Genomic DNA, 15,993 nt, shown 5'->3' with positions numbered 1-15,993 from the left:
GAAATACTATGTTCAAGTCACTCATTACGCTAATCACTACGGCCACCATAAGCTTGATAACAACAACAGCAGCATCCGCCGCCGATCAGCGCGGCTGGTTTGTTGGTGGTGAATTTGGTCGTACTCATATTGAGTTGACCAATAAATTAAACAGCTCACTGACGGCAGACGACAACACCGCGTTGTTTGGTGTTTATGGTGGTTACAACTTCACCCATTGGTTTGGCCTTGAAATGCACATCAACCGGGCACCAGGATTTCAGGCTGAAGGCTCGTCCACAGAATATACACTGTCAGGCGTAGCCATAACGCCCCGTTTTCAGCTGCTGTTAACCGACAATATTGGCCTTTACGCACGCTTTGGACTTCAGCATTTCGATCTGGCGATCGACGATTCTCATTCAAATTCAGATTCCTGGGATGGCTTCGGTGCTGTATTTGGCGGCGGCGTCCAGTATCTGTTTAATAGTGGTGTTGCTGTACGCCTGGAACATAGCCGTGCTTCGATGGATCTGGATCAAACCTGGGAAGACGACGGCAGTTATTATTACTACGCCGAAGACAGTATCGAGCTGGACTACAGCGCAACGTCAGTCGGTGTTCACTACCAATTCTGATTGGCACAATGGTGTGACCAACAAAAAAGCCAACCGGGTTGTTAACCCGGTTGGCTTTTTTGTTGGTTGATCACAGCAATCAGTCACTTCGGAATGAATCAGGCACCCAGATATTCGGCATGAAACCGCAAGTGCTCTTCAATAAACGAGGCAATAAAGTAATAACTGTGGTCGTAACCAGCATGCAGCCGTAACCTCAGTGGGTAATCACTTGCTTCCGCAGCGGCTTGCAACGCTTCCGGTTTTAATTGCTCCACCAGAAAGTTATCCGCTTCGCCCTGATCCACCAGCGCCGGAATACGTACTTCAGCGCTTTTCATCAACTCACTGGCATCATGCTGTTTCCACAACTCACGATCCTTACCCAAATACGCAGTAAACGCTTGCTGACCCCAGGGACAGTTCACCGGATTACTGATCGGGCTGAACGCCGATACCGATGAAAACATCGCCGGATTTTTCAGCGCAATCGTCAACGCCCCATGGCCGCCCATCGAATGACCGGAAATAGCCCGCTTCGACGTCACCGGGAACGTTGCCTCAATCAACGCTGGCAGCTCACTGACGATGTAATCGTACATGCGATAGTGCTTGCTCCAGGGCTGCTGGGTCGCATTGACATAAAACCCGGCCCCCTGACCCAAGTCGTACTGATCCGCATTGGCCACACCGTCGCCACGGGGACTGGTATCCGCTGCCACAATGGCAATACCCAGATCCGCCGCCACTCGTTGGGCACCGGCTTTCTGCATAAAGTTTTCATCACTACAGGTCAGTCCCGACAACCAGTACAACACCGGTACATCCTGACCCTGCACCGCCTGCGGCGGCAGATAAATCGCAAAGCGCATCTCACAGTTCAGTACCTCGGAGCGATGTCTATACTGTTTGTGCCAACCGTCGAAGCTCTTGTTCTGACTGATCATTTCCATCGTACATCTCCTGCGCCAACGCCCGGCATTGCCAACGGAGCGCCTGGCGCGATAGCTGTTGCATCACCGATTTATCGCGCCCAAGTCCGCTGCTGTATCATCGTGTCAATCAGCGTTTCGACGATGTTATATAGCTGCGGCCTTAGCCCCAAATACCGAACTTGATCAATAATGAATAACAGAACGAATGGATTTGCCTTCGTGCATCAGGTCAAACGCTTCGTTGATCTGATCCAGTGGCATGGTATGGGTGATAAAGTCGTTCAGGGCAAATTTGCCGGCCAGGTAATCTTCAACAATACCTGGCAGTTCGGAACGGCCTTTGACGCCACCAAAGGCGGAGCCGCGCCAGACTCGACCAGTCACCAGCTGGAACGGACGGGTAGAGATTTCCTGACCGGCACCGGCAACACCGATAATCACCGATTCGCCCCAGCCCTTGTGGCAGCATTCCAGCGCCGAACGCATCACGTTCACATTACCAATACATTCAAACGAGTAATCCACACCGCCGTCGGTCAACTCAACAATCACGTCCTGAATCGGCTTGTCGTAGTCTTTCGGGTTGATACAGTCGGTCGCGCCCAGCTTCTTCGCCAGTTCAAACTTGCTCTCGTTGAGATCAATCGCAATGATGCGGCTGGCCTTCGCCATGGTGGCACCAATAATTGCCGACAAACCAATACCACCCAGACCGAAGATAGCAACGGTGGCACCTTCTTCCACCTTGGCGGTATTCATGACGGCGCCCATACCGGTGGTCACACCACAACCGAGCAGACACACTTCTTCCAATGGCGCTTCCGGATTGACCTTGGCCAGCGAAATTTCTGGCAGCACCGTGTATTCAGAGAAGGTAGAGCAACCCATGTAATGGAAAATCGGTTCACCGTTGCAGCTGAAACGGGTAGTGCCATCCGGCATCAGGCCCTTGCCCTGAGTGGCACGCACCGCCTGGCACAGGTTGGTCTTGCCGGATTTGCAGAACTTGCACTCGCCACATTCCGCGGTGTACAGCGGAATCACATGGTCGCCGACTTTCAAGCTGGTCACGCCCTCGCCAATCGACTCAACGATACCGCCGCCTTCATGGCCCAGAATCGCCGGGAAAATACCTTCAGGATCTTCACCAGACAGCGTAAAGGCATCGGTATGACACACGCCCGTGGCGACAATCTTGACCCGCACTTCACCGGCCTGCGGTGGTGCAACCTCAACCTCTTCAATCTTTAAAGGCTCTTTCGGCCCCCAGGCAATAGCGGCGCGGCACTTGATAGGTTCAGCCATGTTGTTCTCCTGCTGGTGATTTAGCGTAAAAACACCATTCTAGTTTTTCCTCACATGGATATAATCCCCCAGATTAACAATTTATCTTTACGGTGTAGAAATAATGGTGCAGTGGGAAGGAGTCAGAGAATTTGTTGCCGTGGCAGAGACCAACAGCTTTACCGCCGCCAGCCAACGGCTGAAGCTGTCGGTTGCCCAGGTCAGCCGCCAGGTTGCTGCGCTGGAAGCCCGCCTCAATAGCGAACTGCTGCACCGCACCACACGTAAAGTATCGGTCACCGAAGCCGGACGACTGTACTACCAACACTGTCGGCCGCTGCTGGATGGACTGGAAGAAGCCGAACAGGCGCTCAATTCACTCAACCACAAAGCCAGTGGACTGTTACGGCTGACCGCCCCGTTCACCTATGGTGAAAACCATATTTCCCCCTTGCTGAACGACTTCCTCCAGCAGCACCCGCAAGTCCAGCTCGAATGCCAGATGACCAACCAGAAACTCGATCTGATTGACGGCGGTTACGACCTCGCCATTCGCCTGGGCAAGCTGGAAGACTCCTCCATGAAGGCTCGCCGCCTGACCACTCGCCAGCAATATCTGTGTGCTTCGCCAGAGTACTTGAGCAAACGGGGCGAGCCCCATTCGCTCTCGGAGTTACAACACCACAACTGTTTGCTGGGCACACTCGACTACTGGCGTTTTCGAGAGTACAACCGGGAAAAAATCCTCCGCGTCAGCGGCAACCTGCGCACCAACAGCGGCCTGGCGCTGGTCGATGCAGCCCTCAAGGGCATAGGTCTGGTTCAGCTGCCGAATTATTACGTCAAGGAACATATCGACAGTGGCGCACTGGTTGAGCTCTTGCCGCAATTCCAGCCGGAAGCCGAAGGGATCTGGGCGCTGTATCCGCACAGCCGCCACCTGTCGACCAAGGTCAGGCTGTTGGTGGATTTTCTGGCAGAGCGGCTCGGGAGTTGAGTTAACGGAAAATCAAGCAGCGGCCACGCAAATGCCGCAGGGATAAGATATATGCCACCTGCGCAATTCTTTTTCCCAATACTGACACTGGACTACCTGCCCGCTGGTGCACAAGCTATACAGGTACATCAGCAAGCAGAAATCGGTTTGCTGAAATGTGATTATCCGCTGGCTTATACCGTGTTTACTGGAACATAAGCTGCTTGTATCTCTTGAAGTAACAGGAAAATGAATATGTCAGATTACATTGCAATGACTGCTGTTATTGAAGCCAGAACCGGTTGTGCAGAAGCATTGGAAAAACAGTTGCCAGAGTTCGAGAAAGTCACCAACGACGAGCCAGGCTGTGTTGAATTCAGGTTTTTTAAAGCAGCCGAAAAGCCAAACCAGTTTATCTTATGGGAGATTTTTACCAGTCAGGAATCACTGGCAACCCATATGAATGCGGACTATACCAAGGACCTTTTTGCTCTGGATTTAATACAATCAACTCAAGTGATAAAACACAGCAAAGTGATATAGAGGCTCTCGTTCGTAGGGGCTGTCAGCGGGGGTGTTCATAGTTCTGTGTCAGCTCATTCTCACAGATCCACGTAGGACAAGACTATTAGGACACCCATGGACTATCACCGGACTATCAGGAGGACTATCAGGACACCCACTTAAGCAGACTATCAGGACACCCATCGATCAAGCAGAGACCAGACTATTAGGACACCCATCAATCAAGTACTTTTGCCTGATTCCATTGCCGCGTCGCGGTTCGTGACGGGATCTTCACAAAATCCCCATATAACTGTGGTTAACTCGATCCTAGTTTCAGCGACATAGACTGATCAACCACGATGACACCCAATTTCTCCCGACCACGGCACTGGCTGACGCTGGCCACCGTGGTGCTGGTTTGCAGTGGCTGCACCAGCGTGCGTTTTAACGAACGCGAAACCCTGGCCCGGCCGGATATGCAGTTTGATGGCACGCCACTGCAGGCCGAACTGGAAAACCATATCTATTCATCCCGCGAAGGCGCTTCGGGCACTTTTTCGACCGGTGGCGGAGGTGGCTGCGGGTGTTACTGATAAAAACAGTCATCAGCTGGTTGCTGGTTTTACCCTGTTTTGCGGCTGCTCCATCCAGTGGTGAACTGGATGATCTGTTTGCCTTTCGTGGCATTGTGTTGCAGCAAGACGATAACAACGGTGGTAATCCCTACGTCAGCGAAGATGCCTCTATTTACGAGGGACTCTTTCTCTACCGCAGCAGCCTCGGCGCTGAGGATGCATTACAAGGCAAGTTCACCGGCGACGTAGTGTCTGCTGCCTCCTATGACGATGCGCGGGAAAAAGCCGAAACCGTCTCCGGTGCTACTGGCTACAATCCGGGTCGGTTCAATATTGATATTGCCTGGCTGCACCAAAGTCTGGACTGGGGCTTCTCCATCGGCACCAGTTATGGCCAGGAATACGCCTACCGTTCACAAGGTTACAACCTGTCGGGCAATCTTGATCTGGCGGAAGGAGCCACGCAACTGAGTGCCAGCTTGCAGGTGTTTAACGATCAGGTACGGGTGATTCGCTTCGATGGCAGCAAGGAGCACGATCAGGTGCGTAATACCGACACCCTGAATCTGGGTTGGACGCAAAGCCTGACGCCAACCCGCGTGCTGAATCTGGGCTGGTCGAACAGCCAGCAACGCGGAATGCTCGCCACGTCCTTTAATGCCGTCAAGGTAGACGACCACTTTGAGTTTGAACAACTCCCCGAACACCGTATTCGCAACGCCGGTTCCATCCGTTACAAACAGGCAAACGGAGAAGACTCCTGGCAGCTCGGTTTCAGCCGCTATCAGGACAACTGGGATGTCAAAGGCAATACCCTGGAGCTGCGATATTATGCCCATTTCAATCGTGGCCAACTGGTGCTGGAGCCGGTCTACCGCTATTACCAGCAACAACAGTCCCGTTATTTTGCCTGGCAGTTTGATGGCTTGCCGCCCTTTCGCAGCTCGGATTCTGACCTCGGCGATTTCGACGGCCATACCCTGGGGCTGAATGTTTCCTGGCTCGGTTCTGCCCCCTGGCTGCAGCGACAGGCCTGGTATGATATGGGTTTTCAGGTCTACGATCGCAGCGACAACATCCGCTTTTACTGGCTGACAGTCGGCTGGCGCTATCCCCAATAACGTCTGCGTCTGGCGCTATTTATAACCCTTCAAGACTGGAGCCACCATGCTAAAACTTTTACTGATGTTGATGTTAACGCTGGCCTCAGCAACACACGCCCTGCAATCACCTGCCCATGCCCCCGAATTCAGTGGCACCAGTTTGGTTGGCACAGCGATCCGTTATCAGCCAGGCGCACCGACCCTGCTGGTATTCTGGGCTTCCTGGTGCCCGACCTGTATGAAAGAACTGCCAGATATGATCACCCTCACCAATAGCAATCCCTGGCTAACGGTCGTCGGTGTCAACCTCGACCGCACTGCCGCCAATGGTCTGGCGGTGGTCGAACAGCGCGGTATTCCCTACGCCTCGGTCAAGGATGGCGAGTTGACCATCGCCGACCAGTATCAGGTTCGGGGCACCCCCACGCTGGTGGTGATTAACGCCAGTGGCAACATTATCCAGATTACCCATCATTTGAATGATGAGTTGCGTGCTGCCCTGGCGGCTATTCAGCCAGCCGCGCAGCCAGCTATTCCAACACCAGCAAACGCCCAGCAAACCGTGCAACCAACCTCAAAATGATACCGATAGCGCCACAACACCCGCACCGGCGTATCTGCCGACGGTTAGCCATATTACTGACCGCATCGCTAGCAATAACACAACTAGCAATAACACAGATAGCGGCCGCACAGACCCCGGCAACCGTCGGCAACAACACATCACAACGCTGGCCAACCCAGCATCTTCTGCCGGATCAACCCACCGCTGCGGAGTCACGCCAGAGCAGCAGAGTCAGCCGCACCGTCACACTGATGACCACGCCGGTGGAATTTGTGATTCAGTTAGCGCTTGAATCCGCGCCTGAATTAATCGAGCAGACCGCCACTGCCAATCAGGCAATTGACGAGGCCATCGGAGAAATCCAGCGCATTGAACAGGTGATGTCGGAATGGCAACCACACAGTGAGGTGTCTCAGATTAACAGCGCGGCGGGCACAGGGCCGGTGGCGATCAGCGAGGAACTGTATCGGCTGTTGCAAATGGCATTACAGGTGTCTGAACTCAGTGGTGGACGGTTCGATATCACCTTCCGCAGTGCGGGCAAGTTATGGGATTTTCGTCACCAGATCATCCCCACCCAGGCGCAAATAGAGGCCGCCATAACTGCGATTGATTACCACAAAGTGCGGCTGCAACAATCCACCACCAGCCCTACCGGTTATCTGGCAGAAATTACCTCAGCCAACACCAGCATGGGATTGGGTGCCATTGCCAAGGGTTATGCCATCGACCGCGCCGTACAAGTCATTCGACGCGCCGGATTCCAGCAATTTGTTGTCAATGCCGGAGGTGATCTGTACGCCAGCAGTGTGCCAGGACAACCGCTGTGGCAAGTCGGCATTCAGCACCCTCGACAGCGTGAGCAACTGATTGCGCGCCTGCCTGTCGCCAATATGGCGGTGGCTACCTCAGGTGACTACGAACGCTATTTCATTCACAACGGCCAGCGCTATAGTCACCTGATCAACCCGGCAACAGGCTACCCCGCGAATGGCTGCCAGAGTGTCACCATCATGGCCAGCCGTGGCTTCTGGGCCGATGCCCTGGCCACCGCAGTGTTTGTTATGGGGCCGCAAGAAGGTATGGCACTGGTTGAACAGCTGGACGATGTTGAAGCCATGGTGATCGATGCCGCTGGCATCGAACACCTATCCAGTGGGTTTACCCTGTAACACTCTCCGTGGCTGTCCACCGGCGCTACCGACCCGCCCCTTCCGATTGCACTGCTACCCAGCCATTGACGCTGACAGCGCCAACGGCGCGGATTTGGTCTTTCATTTTTTCCTTCATGTTCCAGGCCATTTCGTGGAAGTAAAAGGCCACGGTATTAATGGCAGGTTCAACAATGGCCACCAGACCTCCGACCAACAAATCCCCCGTCAGAGTGTAGGCAACGGTAAACGCCACACAAAAGTGCATCACAGCAAAGGTCAGTGTCTTGATCATTTTAAGCTCCTCGCCAGCTGCCTTGCTGGCGCTGTCTGGCATTGATTGGAATACACCAACAGAGTAACGCCACCCTTTAAATAGTTTAAATAAAATAAAACTAGAATCCTGATAGCTTTTTAAATTATAACAAATGGAAATTATCCCCATTTTTAGACAGTCAGACAGAAGTTCGCTACAGTTCTGCTCTTCGTTTTCACCGCAGATCACCATGAGCCAGATCGAACGTCCCTCCCGCCTGCTCACTGCCTGTGCCGCTGTACTGCGCCCACTGGTACGTCTGCTACTGAGAAATCAGGTGACCTACACCGCCTTGCTACCCTTGTTGAAACAACTTTATGTTGAAGTGGCTGATCAGGAACTGACGCTGGATGGCAAACGCCAGACCGAGAGCCGCCTCAGCCTGCTGACCGGCATTCACCGCAAGGAGGTCAAACGCCTGCGAGAAGACGTGATTCCGACGCAGCAGGTGCCGGTAAACCTGTCATTGGGAGGGCAACTGGTTGCCAGCTGGCTGGCGACCGCAGGTTATCACCAGGATGGCCAGCCACAACCGATTCCACGCCAGAGCCGCCAGCCCGGAGATGTCAGTTTTGAAACCCTGGTCGAAACCGTCGGCCATCAGGATATTCGCCCACGGGCCGTATTAGACGAATGGCAGCGGCTGGGCATTGCCAGTGTTAATGGTAAAGACGAAGTGGTATTGCAAACCGACGCTTACGTGCCACGCGGCAACGAAGAAGAAAAACTCTACTACTGGCAGCGTAATCTGGCCGACCATATCCAGACAGCATCGCAAAACCTTGATGACACCAACCCGCCACGGCTGGAGCGCAGTGTGTATTATGGCCAGTTGTCACCCGCCGCTGTCGACGAATTACACCACCTGTATCGGGAAAGGAGCATGGCGTTGCTGAAGCAGATAAACGAACGGGCACGCCAGCTGAAAACCCGCTCACCCGGGAATTTACGCATGAATGCCGGGGTGTACTTCGCCTGCGGTGAACAACCAGCGTCGTCCACCAACCCGAATCCAGCCTCCGCCACGCACCCGCAGGAAACCGATGTATGAACGGACTCACACCCCGGCTGCTCATTCTGCTACTGATGGCCAGCAGCCTGCCCGCCAAGAGCGGCATTGAGAACGACGGCATTGGCGGCACCGGCCAGCAACCGCAACTCCCCGGTGACGAGGAAGGTATTGGCGGCACCGGTCGCAGTATCAATACGCCAGAGCGGCCGGAAGTATTTGAGCGACCAGATATTTTTGAACGCCCGGATGTTGATCTCTATGGCGCAGATAACAGCAGTGACAGTGTTGATCTGGATACCGGCACAGAAGATACCGGCACAGAAGATACCGCAACCCCGCCATAAAACGCGGCTCCTGAAGAGCAATTCTTATTCACTTCGCAGACAGAAGCTTTTCAACCCGATAATTCACGCTTATCTGGTTGTTTTCTGAGTGATTTTTCCGCTGGAAACAGGATTATCCATCCCGTTTCCGTTCATCAGACAGATTGACCCTGTAACTTTGCCATTCGCACCAGGTTGTAAGCCATCATGGTCATCTCAAGAACGCTGTTGACCTTCTACTTTTAACTGCCCGATGGTCTTACCCCAACCGAAGGGTTCTTCGACCCGTTTACGCACAATCTGACTGGCAGCATATCCCGCTTTATGACTGGTTCGACCATCGATAGCTGAGCCGCCGGGCCGTTTGCCATTGCGGGCGGAACGTGTCAACGTCATTTGAGCCAGTTTTTTAAACATTACATTGCTTTTGTAATCGCCCCCGGCAGTGCTTTTAAAAGCGTTAGGGCAACTTCTCTTTCCGCTGTTCCGGTCGCCAGACTGGCTTGTGTCGCAACGATCAAACCATGCCGGTTTTCCATGACGGTGTGTCCCAGGAAGGATAATCGGGCCTCTTGCCCTTTGGATTTTTTGAACAGCCTCGCATCTGGGTCAGTGGTCGATTCATGCGTGTCGTTGCTGCGTTTGGTTCCACGAAAGTTCTCTCCCCGATTGCGTCCGGATGGCCCTTGGCCCTTATCCTGATCGTCATCAGGGTGCTTCGGCCGAAAACTCTTTTGGGAAGCCCAGGCCTGCATCAAAGTGCCATCGACACTGAAATGATCGTTCGACAAACCAGCGATAGAGCATGTTGTACTGAATCTGCTCGACCAGTTGCCGTTCGCTGCGAATACTGAAGAGGATTTGCAGCAGCAAGGCTCTCAATAAACGCTCCGGAGGAATGGATTCCCGCCCACGCTCGGAATAGATCAGGCTGAGCTTCCAATCGATGTGGGTGAGCGCCTGATCGAACAGGATTTTGATGGATCTCAAAGGGTGGGAACCCGTTCATCCAGTTTGATGGTGGTGAACAGAGGCTCTTGAGTAATGTCAGCGCCACGCATGGGAGTCCGGGAATCCATTGAACAAGAGCATTTTACCGAAGCCAGTAGACATCAGGGATAAAATCAACAGCCTGCTAGAGCACCCTCAATCTCATCTATTCCTTTATTCGTTAGTAGTTTCATACTCGGAAATATAACGCCCCGCACAGGGGCAGACAAATAAGCGCAGCGTTTTGGCTGTCCCAGCGACCACAGGGAGCGATTGCTGAGGCTTGTTATGTGTTTATCCATCGCTTTCAAAGTGCGCAAATACTTCGGCTCCAGTCATATTTTGAGTTTCGTTTGAGAAGCTATAGTATTCAGGTTTTTCATCAATGAAAATTTGATGGCTAAATTTGTACTTTGAGCCATTATCTAATAGTCCGATTGGGAAGTGATATTGATTAGCTGGCTTTAAAAAGTAAAATAAATGAGTGCCGCATTTAGAACAAAAGCCTCTCTCTGCCCACTCAGATGACAGATAGCGTGTCACAAGTGATTCGTTTGATATGCTTCTCAGTTCGCCGCTGTCGATAGCCAGCATTGGACCTCCAGACCATTTTCGACACATGCTGCAATGGCACGCAGCCACTTCGGTATTTGACAGTTCAACCTCAATCTCAACTGCGCCACATAAGCACTTGCTTTTCATTTTCTCAATTCCTCATTTTATAGACAGTTGTATGATGAGCTACAAAAGACACATAACGCCCCGCTAGAAGGCGAGCGAAGCGAGTCCTAGTGAAGGCCACGCTTTTTGTGGCTGTAATGAATTTCAGCGGCTTGTTATCTGTTTTATTCAACAACTAGGACCTCTTTGGAGTCTAGAACCATTGAATATTTCCGATGCTCTTGTGTCATCTTCTTATCCCCCATTACAGGGCGCGAAACATTTAACCATTCAGGATTACTAACTCCGCTAAGTCGAGCATATTCAATGCCTTTCTCCAGCAAATCGTCTATAGAATCAGCTTCGTATAACACCTTACGATTAGACGATGGCCCCTCTCTGGGTCCGATAGTAAGTACTTTTCTCGAATTCATTGTATTTTCCTATACAGATAACGCACGCCACACGGGCAGCCGCAGCGCAGCGAAGGCTGTCCCAGCCCCGAAGGGGCGAAGTGCTGGCGCTTGTTAGTGGGCTGCTTGCCGTAAGCAAACGGGTTTTAAATGCTGGCATATTGAAACAAACTCCTTCTCTAATTTAGCTTCAACGAAGCCGCTGCTCCCTGCTTTGAAAAGCCTACAACCCTAACAGTTGAAGACTTGTCTGAAATTAACCTGGAACCCGCTAACAGACTAACGACTGATCGGGTTTTAGCAAACGATAAAAGCCACTAACCGTTGATATTAGGTTTTGCCGATTAACAAACAACAAGCCAGTAAATTCAATTTTTCTTTACCCATTAACGCCCGCATTTGGGGCCGAAGTGGAGCGCAGCGGAACGGAGGTCCCAGCCCACGCAGTGGGCGCCCAACATGCGCTTGTTATGTGAGTGCATGCTGCTGGAGCGTGTGCTTGAATTGATTAGCTGCATGAGAAAATTTTTGACAGAGAGAAATAAACTCTTCTGTAAAATTAAGCTCTTCTACAGCTGAGGAAGTAATCTTATGATCTGCCTCCATACGATCTTTTCCAATCAATCTAATCTGGCTGGAAATAACTCCATCAACGCCCATTTTCTCTTCCAGCAATTCAAGCAGCTGGATTGTACTTAGCGGTCTTTTTGATTCTTTATGAATCAGTTCACCATCCGTAGTGGAAAACTCTTTCCTTAGGATATTTTTGATTAGCTTTTGATTTAAGCTATCAGGGCCAATCAGCTTATAGAGCTCACTACAACTGTCGTAATATGACTTTCTTGTATTTTCTACGGGCGGCCTAAAGTGATCGTTCTGGTACTTTTTGAACAGTAGTTCTTCACCGAATAGCTGGTTAATTTCAGCAATTCGGTTCAATACCTCTTGAAGAGGTTTGGGGAAATCAACCCATGCGCCATCATATGTTCGAGCGACGAATCGAGCAAAATTTGGATCATCACTATCAAAGCTCGCTTCATTTAATTCATATGCGTGCCAATGTCTTTGTTCTTCAGGGCTCATAGCATACAAATCTTTAAAAATTGCGGTAACTGCGGACAGGCCATTATCTAGTTTTCGCTTTCCATGCCTCACGTACAAGTATCGGTTCTCAGGTGCTTCTGATTTTGTCCATATATGCCCTCCAGATAATGAATCATCAATTTCATACCACTCTGGGTGGTCAAAATAACGCGAAAGGACTTCTTCAGAGAACATTACGAGTTCAAGTTGGTGAGCACCACAATGCAGTCTGTTTTTATATTCGGGAAAGCCTTCTCGGACTAACTTGGAGCCATAGAAATGATCTTCTAGCAACTCTTTGCTTGGAAAGAATACGTGAGTTGTGGTGCTTTCTTTAGGAATTTCAAATTTTGGATTTTCAGGATCAATTCTTATGGCATACAGCTCAACATTGGCATTTATAGTGCCTTTTTTATCCTTGCAAAGAGACTCCATTTCTCGCATTACTTCTTCATTTGATACTGAAATTTTATCGCATATATCTAAAGCCGAAGTGCCACCGAAAGATTGGTTCCATTGCGCAATAGACAGATCCAAAATCTCTTTCTGAATATCTTCTTTTCTCAATCTATGCACTCCAATTCAAAATCACATAACGCACGCCACACGGGCAGCCGCAGCGCAGCGAAGGCTGTCCCAGCCCCGAAGGGGCGAAGTGCTGGCGCTTGTTAGTGGGCTGCTTGCCGTAAGCAAACGGGTTTTAAATGCTGGCATATTGAAACAAACTCCTTCTCTCATTTAGCTTCAACGAAGCCGCTGTTCCCTGCTTTGAAAAGCCTGCAACCCTGACAGTTGAAGACTTGTCTGAAACCGACTGAGCTTTGCAAACAGACTAACAACTGATCGGCTTTTAGCAAACGATAAAAGCCACTAACTGTTGATATTGGGCTTTGCCAATTAACAAGCGACAAGCCAGTAAATTCAACTTTGCTTTACCCATTAACGCACGCCACACGGGCAGCCGCAGCGCAGCGGAGGCTGTCCCAGCCCCGAAGAGGCGAAGTGCTGGCGCTTGTTATGTTGCAGCGTTGAAGTTGAAGAAATAATCAAAGGCTTTGAAAACACCACCAACCTCCTTGTTAAAATTAAGCAGCATCGAAGCTGCCTTCTGTTGAACTGAAAAGCCTACTCTTTCGTTGGCCAATTGGCATCGGAAACGAGCGCGACTGACCAAACACATTAACGGCCTTACCAAAATTGGCAAGCGCCAATAAACCCTAAAGCACCTGTTCACGTTGAAAAGCAGCAACATGGCCAACAACCGAAAAACACTGACACTGGATAAAACCCAGCAAACGAAATAGCTGCACTGCCAATATTTTAAAATGCTTTAAACCACTAACGACGCCCTGCGATATTGCCAAAATTAACAGGCCATTGGCTCAGCGGTTTAACGCAATAACAATTTTATCTTTCAACTTTTACCAACATAACGCCCATGTAACCGCGCAGTTTTTTGTGGAGGGCTTTTGCGATAAAATGTAGCGAAGCGGAATTTGCAAAAGACCGTAGCAAAAAAATGTCCGGTTGACATGTTTGTTAGCCTTTAGGGGACATCTATTTAATCCGGTGCTCACTCTGGGCTACCGGATGGTTTCGAATCACGAAGCCGATTTGCGGGCATGACGGGTCAAGCCAAACGTCGGCGACATAGCGTCGGGATCATCCGGCAGCCCCTGGAGGGTGCGGGTTGCCGCCGTCCAGTGCGGTGTTGACGAATTTGAAAAGGACTTGTCGCTGCATTGGCCGCCTTGCCCTGAACAGCGGCAACACTCGCGCAGAGCCGTGCCGGATTAAATAGATGTCCCCTTTACCCGTTACTCAAGACCTCTAAAAGTAATAATTCAGATTTTTCCGCAGCCTCATCTAAATATGTCTCGCCAAAAGACGTAGTCATTTTATAACCTATTCCAGCCGATACTAACTGACCAACAAAAGGTAAGAACTTAGTGGTATTTTTAATTACAACTTTAGTTCCCATTCTTCTTAAGACTATCAAAATTCCCTCTACCGCCGCATATTTCGCAATAAATTTTATAATGCCCTGCTTAATTCCATTAAATTCTGGCGTATCTGTAATTCCTGGAGTGGTTTTTTCTATGTAAGATAGCTGCTCCTCTGTTAGCCCAAAAATTTCATTAATTTTTTTCACCATAGAAAGCAGAACTCCAGCATCTACAGCGACATCAAGTCCTGGAACTGGGTTTAAGCCATTTGCTGCTGATGTAACAGCAAACCACGAAACTATTTTGAGTCCAATTTTTCGCTTTTTTTCTATTGCTTCTTTTGACCAAACAGCCATTCCTGCTATAAATTTTTCTTGTTTAACACCTTCTTGTGAGTCACTAATATCACCTAAAAGCTTAGGGAAATCCCACTTAGTCGGCTGCCTTGCAGATGTAAGGTATATTGACCCTTTGTTTAGACTGCTTATACTTTCAATTATATTATTCGTAACCTTTAATATTGTCTCATTTTCCGTTAAGTCGTTATCGTGTTGCTCATCCTGTATAGCAATATCAATTTTATTTCGAACAATAAAACACGGCTTAGTTCTTTTGGTGGCCATTTCATCATGTAAATAAATATCTGATTCGTAAAGCCTATTACTCGTAACAATAATAAAACAATCATATTCTTCAAGCTCTAAATCTTGTATATATGTGCTTTGAGGCCATTTTTCTGTGCCGCAGCCAGGAAGATCTACAAATTCAATACCTGCATGTAAAAATGATTGAGCTTCCATTGTTTGCTCTGTTGAGCCTACAGGGGCTATTCTTTCTCCCGCGATCGCATTAATCAATGAAGACTTTCCTGAACCGCTCAAGCCAATAATTCCACATTTAACAGTCGCCTCATCAAACGCTTTTTGTTTCTCTTTCGCTTCTTTAATTAAATCATTTATATCTTCAATACTCATTACATTTCCTTTATATGAAATTGCCTACAGAGGCTAACGCACGCCACAACGGCACGAACGCAGTGAGTGTCCGGCGACCAACGGGAGCGAATTGATGGCGCTTGTTAGTGGGCTGCTTGCCGTAAGCAAACAGGTTTTAAACGCTGGCATATTAAAACAAACTCCTTCTCTCATTTAGCTTCAACGAAGCCGCTGTTCCCTGCTTTGAAAAGCCTGCAACCCTGACAGTTGAAGACCTGTCTGAAACCAAACCTGAACCAATAAACAGACTAACGATACATCAAATATTGGCAACCGCCAGAAGCCACTAACCGTGAACCTTGGCTTTGCCGATTAACAAACAACAAGCCAGTAAATTCAATTTTGCTTTACCCATTAACAGTTTATTAGTGCGCATGCGCGGTTTCTGGGCAAGCCGGTTTCTGGGAAATCACCGTAACTACTTGAATAATAGGAAGTAAAATCCATTTCCAGATCAGTCCATTCTGTGAAAGCGAGCATGCGCATTAACTCCTTTGTGCCTTGCGCATTAATCTGTAAACCTGCGCAAAAAATTTCCGTGTATCAATGCCTTAACGATAACA

Annotated in this window: 16 protein-coding genes and 1 pseudogene; 10 read left to right on the top strand and 7 right to left on the bottom strand. The window is 49.8% G+C overall.

The genetic code is table 11. The features are described from left to right. Positions 1–8: 8 nt before the first annotated feature. Complete coding sequence (locus WG929_RS00155) at positions 9–617, top strand: outer membrane beta-barrel protein (RefSeq protein ID WP_416204390.1); 609 nt, start codon at positions 9–11, stop codon at positions 615–617. Between the two features lie 98 nt (positions 618–715). On the opposite strand, the gene fghA is transcribed toward WG929_RS00155, so the two are convergent. Continuing rightward, on the bottom strand, positions 716–1,549 hold the full coding sequence (gene fghA / locus WG929_RS00150) for an S-formylglutathione hydrolase (RefSeq protein ID WP_416204389.1): 834 nt from the start codon (positions 1,547–1,549) through the stop codon (positions 716–718). A gap of 165 nt (positions 1,550–1,714) precedes the next feature. After that, complete coding sequence (locus WG929_RS00145) at positions 1,715–2,836, bottom strand: S-(hydroxymethyl)glutathione dehydrogenase/class III alcohol dehydrogenase (protein WP_369855309.1); 1,122 nt, start codon at positions 2,834–2,836, stop codon at positions 1,715–1,717. 103 nt (positions 2,837–2,939) lie between these two features. Between WG929_RS00145 and WG929_RS00140 the strand changes: the two genes are divergently transcribed. The 7 genes from WG929_RS00140 (at position 2,940) to WG929_RS00110 (ending at position 7,713) form a co-directional block, all read left to right on the top strand. After that, positions 2,940–3,812 (top strand): LysR substrate-binding domain-containing protein, encoded by an 873-nt coding sequence (locus WG929_RS00140; protein WP_416204388.1) that lies wholly within the window; start codon positions 2,940–2,942, stop codon positions 3,810–3,812. A gap of 51 nt (positions 3,813–3,863) precedes the next feature. Further along, the gene (locus WG929_RS00135; RefSeq protein ID WP_305453087.1) at positions 3,864–4,010 is read left to right on the top strand and encodes a hypothetical protein; all 147 of its coding nucleotides are present in this window, start codon (positions 3,864–3,866) and stop codon (positions 4,008–4,010) included. 36 nt (positions 4,011–4,046) lie between these two features. Then, on the top strand, positions 4,047–4,334 hold the full coding sequence (locus WG929_RS00130) for a putative quinol monooxygenase (protein WP_305453086.1): 288 nt from the start codon (positions 4,047–4,049) through the stop codon (positions 4,332–4,334). 323 nt (positions 4,335–4,657) lie between these two features. Then, complete coding sequence (locus WG929_RS00125; RefSeq protein ID WP_369855312.1) at positions 4,658–4,891, top strand: DUF4266 domain-containing protein; 234 nt, start codon at positions 4,658–4,660, stop codon at positions 4,889–4,891. Further along, on the top strand, positions 4,882–5,994 hold the full coding sequence (locus WG929_RS00120; RefSeq protein WP_369855313.1) for a DUF3570 domain-containing protein: 1,113 nt from the start codon (positions 4,882–4,884) through the stop codon (positions 5,992–5,994). The genes WG929_RS00125 and WG929_RS00120 overlap by 10 nt, the downstream gene beginning before the upstream one ends. Positions 5,995–6,040: 46 nt before the next feature. Further along, positions 6,041–6,559 (top strand): TlpA family protein disulfide reductase, encoded by a 519-nt coding sequence (locus WG929_RS00115; RefSeq protein ID WP_369855314.1) that lies wholly within the window; start codon positions 6,041–6,043, stop codon positions 6,557–6,559. After that, on the top strand, positions 6,556–7,713 hold the full coding sequence (locus tag WG929_RS00110) for an FAD:protein FMN transferase (protein ID WP_416204387.1): 1,158 nt from the start codon (positions 6,556–6,558) through the stop codon (positions 7,711–7,713). The genes WG929_RS00115 and WG929_RS00110 overlap by 4 nt, the downstream gene beginning before the upstream one ends. Positions 7,714–7,738: 25 nt before the next feature. Here the strand turns inward: WG929_RS00110 and WG929_RS00105 are convergent, their stop codons facing one another. After that, positions 7,739–7,987, bottom strand: a complete 249-nt coding sequence (locus WG929_RS00105) for a DUF2061 domain-containing protein (protein ID WP_416204386.1) — start codon at positions 7,985–7,987, stop codon at positions 7,739–7,741. Positions 7,988–8,198: 211 nt separating this feature from the next. On the opposite strand from WG929_RS00105, the gene WG929_RS00100 reads away from it, so the two are divergent. Beyond that, positions 8,199–9,059: a DUF6502 family protein gene (locus tag WG929_RS00100; RefSeq protein ID WP_416204385.1), complete on the top strand. Its 861-nt coding sequence runs from the start codon at positions 8,199–8,201 to the stop codon at positions 9,057–9,059. Continuing rightward, a complete protein-coding gene (locus WG929_RS00095; protein ID WP_369855318.1) occupies positions 9,056–9,364 on the top strand; it encodes a hypothetical protein in 309 nt (102 codons plus the stop codon). The genes WG929_RS00100 and WG929_RS00095 overlap by 4 nt, the downstream gene beginning before the upstream one ends. A 134-nt stretch (positions 9,365–9,498) precedes the next feature. Here WG929_RS00095 and WG929_RS00090 read toward each other — a convergent pair. The 4 genes and pseudogenes from WG929_RS00090 to WG929_RS00075 all read right to left on the bottom strand — a co-directional run bounded on the left by WG929_RS00090 (position 9,499) and on the right by WG929_RS00075 (position 15,409). Further along, a pseudogene (locus tag WG929_RS00090) lies at positions 9,499–10,404 on the bottom strand (transposase). A gap of 223 nt (positions 10,405–10,627) precedes the next feature. Further along, complete coding sequence (locus WG929_RS00085; protein WP_416204384.1) at positions 10,628–11,035, bottom strand: GFA family protein; 408 nt, start codon at positions 11,033–11,035, stop codon at positions 10,628–10,630. Between the two features lie 839 nt (positions 11,036–11,874). Continuing rightward, on the bottom strand, positions 11,875–13,056 hold the full coding sequence (locus tag WG929_RS00080) for a hypothetical protein (RefSeq protein ID WP_416204383.1): 1,182 nt from the start codon (positions 13,054–13,056) through the stop codon (positions 11,875–11,877). 1,243 nt (positions 13,057–14,299) lie between these two features. Continuing rightward, positions 14,300–15,409 carry a GTPase gene (locus WG929_RS00075; protein ID WP_416204382.1) on the bottom strand — a complete coding sequence of 370 codons (1,110 nt, stop codon included), beginning with the start codon at positions 15,407–15,409 and terminating at the stop codon, positions 14,300–14,302. Between the last annotated feature and the right edge of the window lie 584 nt (positions 15,410–15,993).

Source organism: Oceanobacter antarcticus, from assembly GCF_044962685.1.
GTDB lineage: Bacteria > Pseudomonadota > Gammaproteobacteria > Pseudomonadales > Oceanobacteraceae > Oceanobacter > Oceanobacter antarcticus.
This window is presented reverse-complemented; position numbering and strand designations above follow the sequence as displayed.

Coding starts and splice junctions, on each gene's coding strand:
- WG929_RS00155 (WP_416204390.1), top strand. CDS start 9: ATGTTCAAGTCACTCATTACGCTAATCACTACGGCCACCATAAGCTTG.
- fghA (WP_416204389.1), bottom strand. CDS start 1,549: ATGGAAATGATCAGTCAGAACAAGAGCTTCGACGGTTGGCACAAACAG.
- WG929_RS00145 (WP_369855309.1), bottom strand. CDS start 2,836: ATGGCTGAACCTATCAAGTGCCGCGCCGCTATTGCCTGGGGGCCGAAA.
- WG929_RS00140 (WP_416204388.1), top strand. CDS start 2,940: ATGGTGCAGTGGGAAGGAGTCAGAGAATTTGTTGCCGTGGCAGAGACC.
- WG929_RS00135 (WP_305453087.1), top strand. CDS start 3,864: ATGCCACCTGCGCAATTCTTTTTCCCAATACTGACACTGGACTACCTG.
- WG929_RS00130 (WP_305453086.1), top strand. CDS start 4,047: ATGTCAGATTACATTGCAATGACTGCTGTTATTGAAGCCAGAACCGGT.
- WG929_RS00125 (WP_369855312.1), top strand. CDS start 4,658: ATGACACCCAATTTCTCCCGACCACGGCACTGGCTGACGCTGGCCACC.
- WG929_RS00115 (WP_369855314.1), top strand. CDS start 6,041: ATGCTAAAACTTTTACTGATGTTGATGTTAACGCTGGCCTCAGCAACA.
- WG929_RS00110 (WP_416204387.1), top strand. CDS start 6,556: ATGATACCGATAGCGCCACAACACCCGCACCGGCGTATCTGCCGACGG.
- WG929_RS00105 (WP_416204386.1), bottom strand. CDS start 7,987: ATGATCAAGACACTGACCTTTGCTGTGATGCACTTTTGTGTGGCGTTT.
- WG929_RS00100 (WP_416204385.1), top strand. CDS start 8,199: ATGAGCCAGATCGAACGTCCCTCCCGCCTGCTCACTGCCTGTGCCGCT.
- WG929_RS00095 (WP_369855318.1), top strand. CDS start 9,056: ATGAACGGACTCACACCCCGGCTGCTCATTCTGCTACTGATGGCCAGC.
- WG929_RS00085 (WP_416204384.1), bottom strand. CDS start 11,035: ATGAAAAGCAAGTGCTTATGTGGCGCAGTTGAGATTGAGGTTGAACTG.
- WG929_RS00075 (WP_416204382.1), bottom strand. CDS start 15,409: ATGAGTATTGAAGATATAAATGATTTAATTAAAGAAGCGAAAGAGAAA.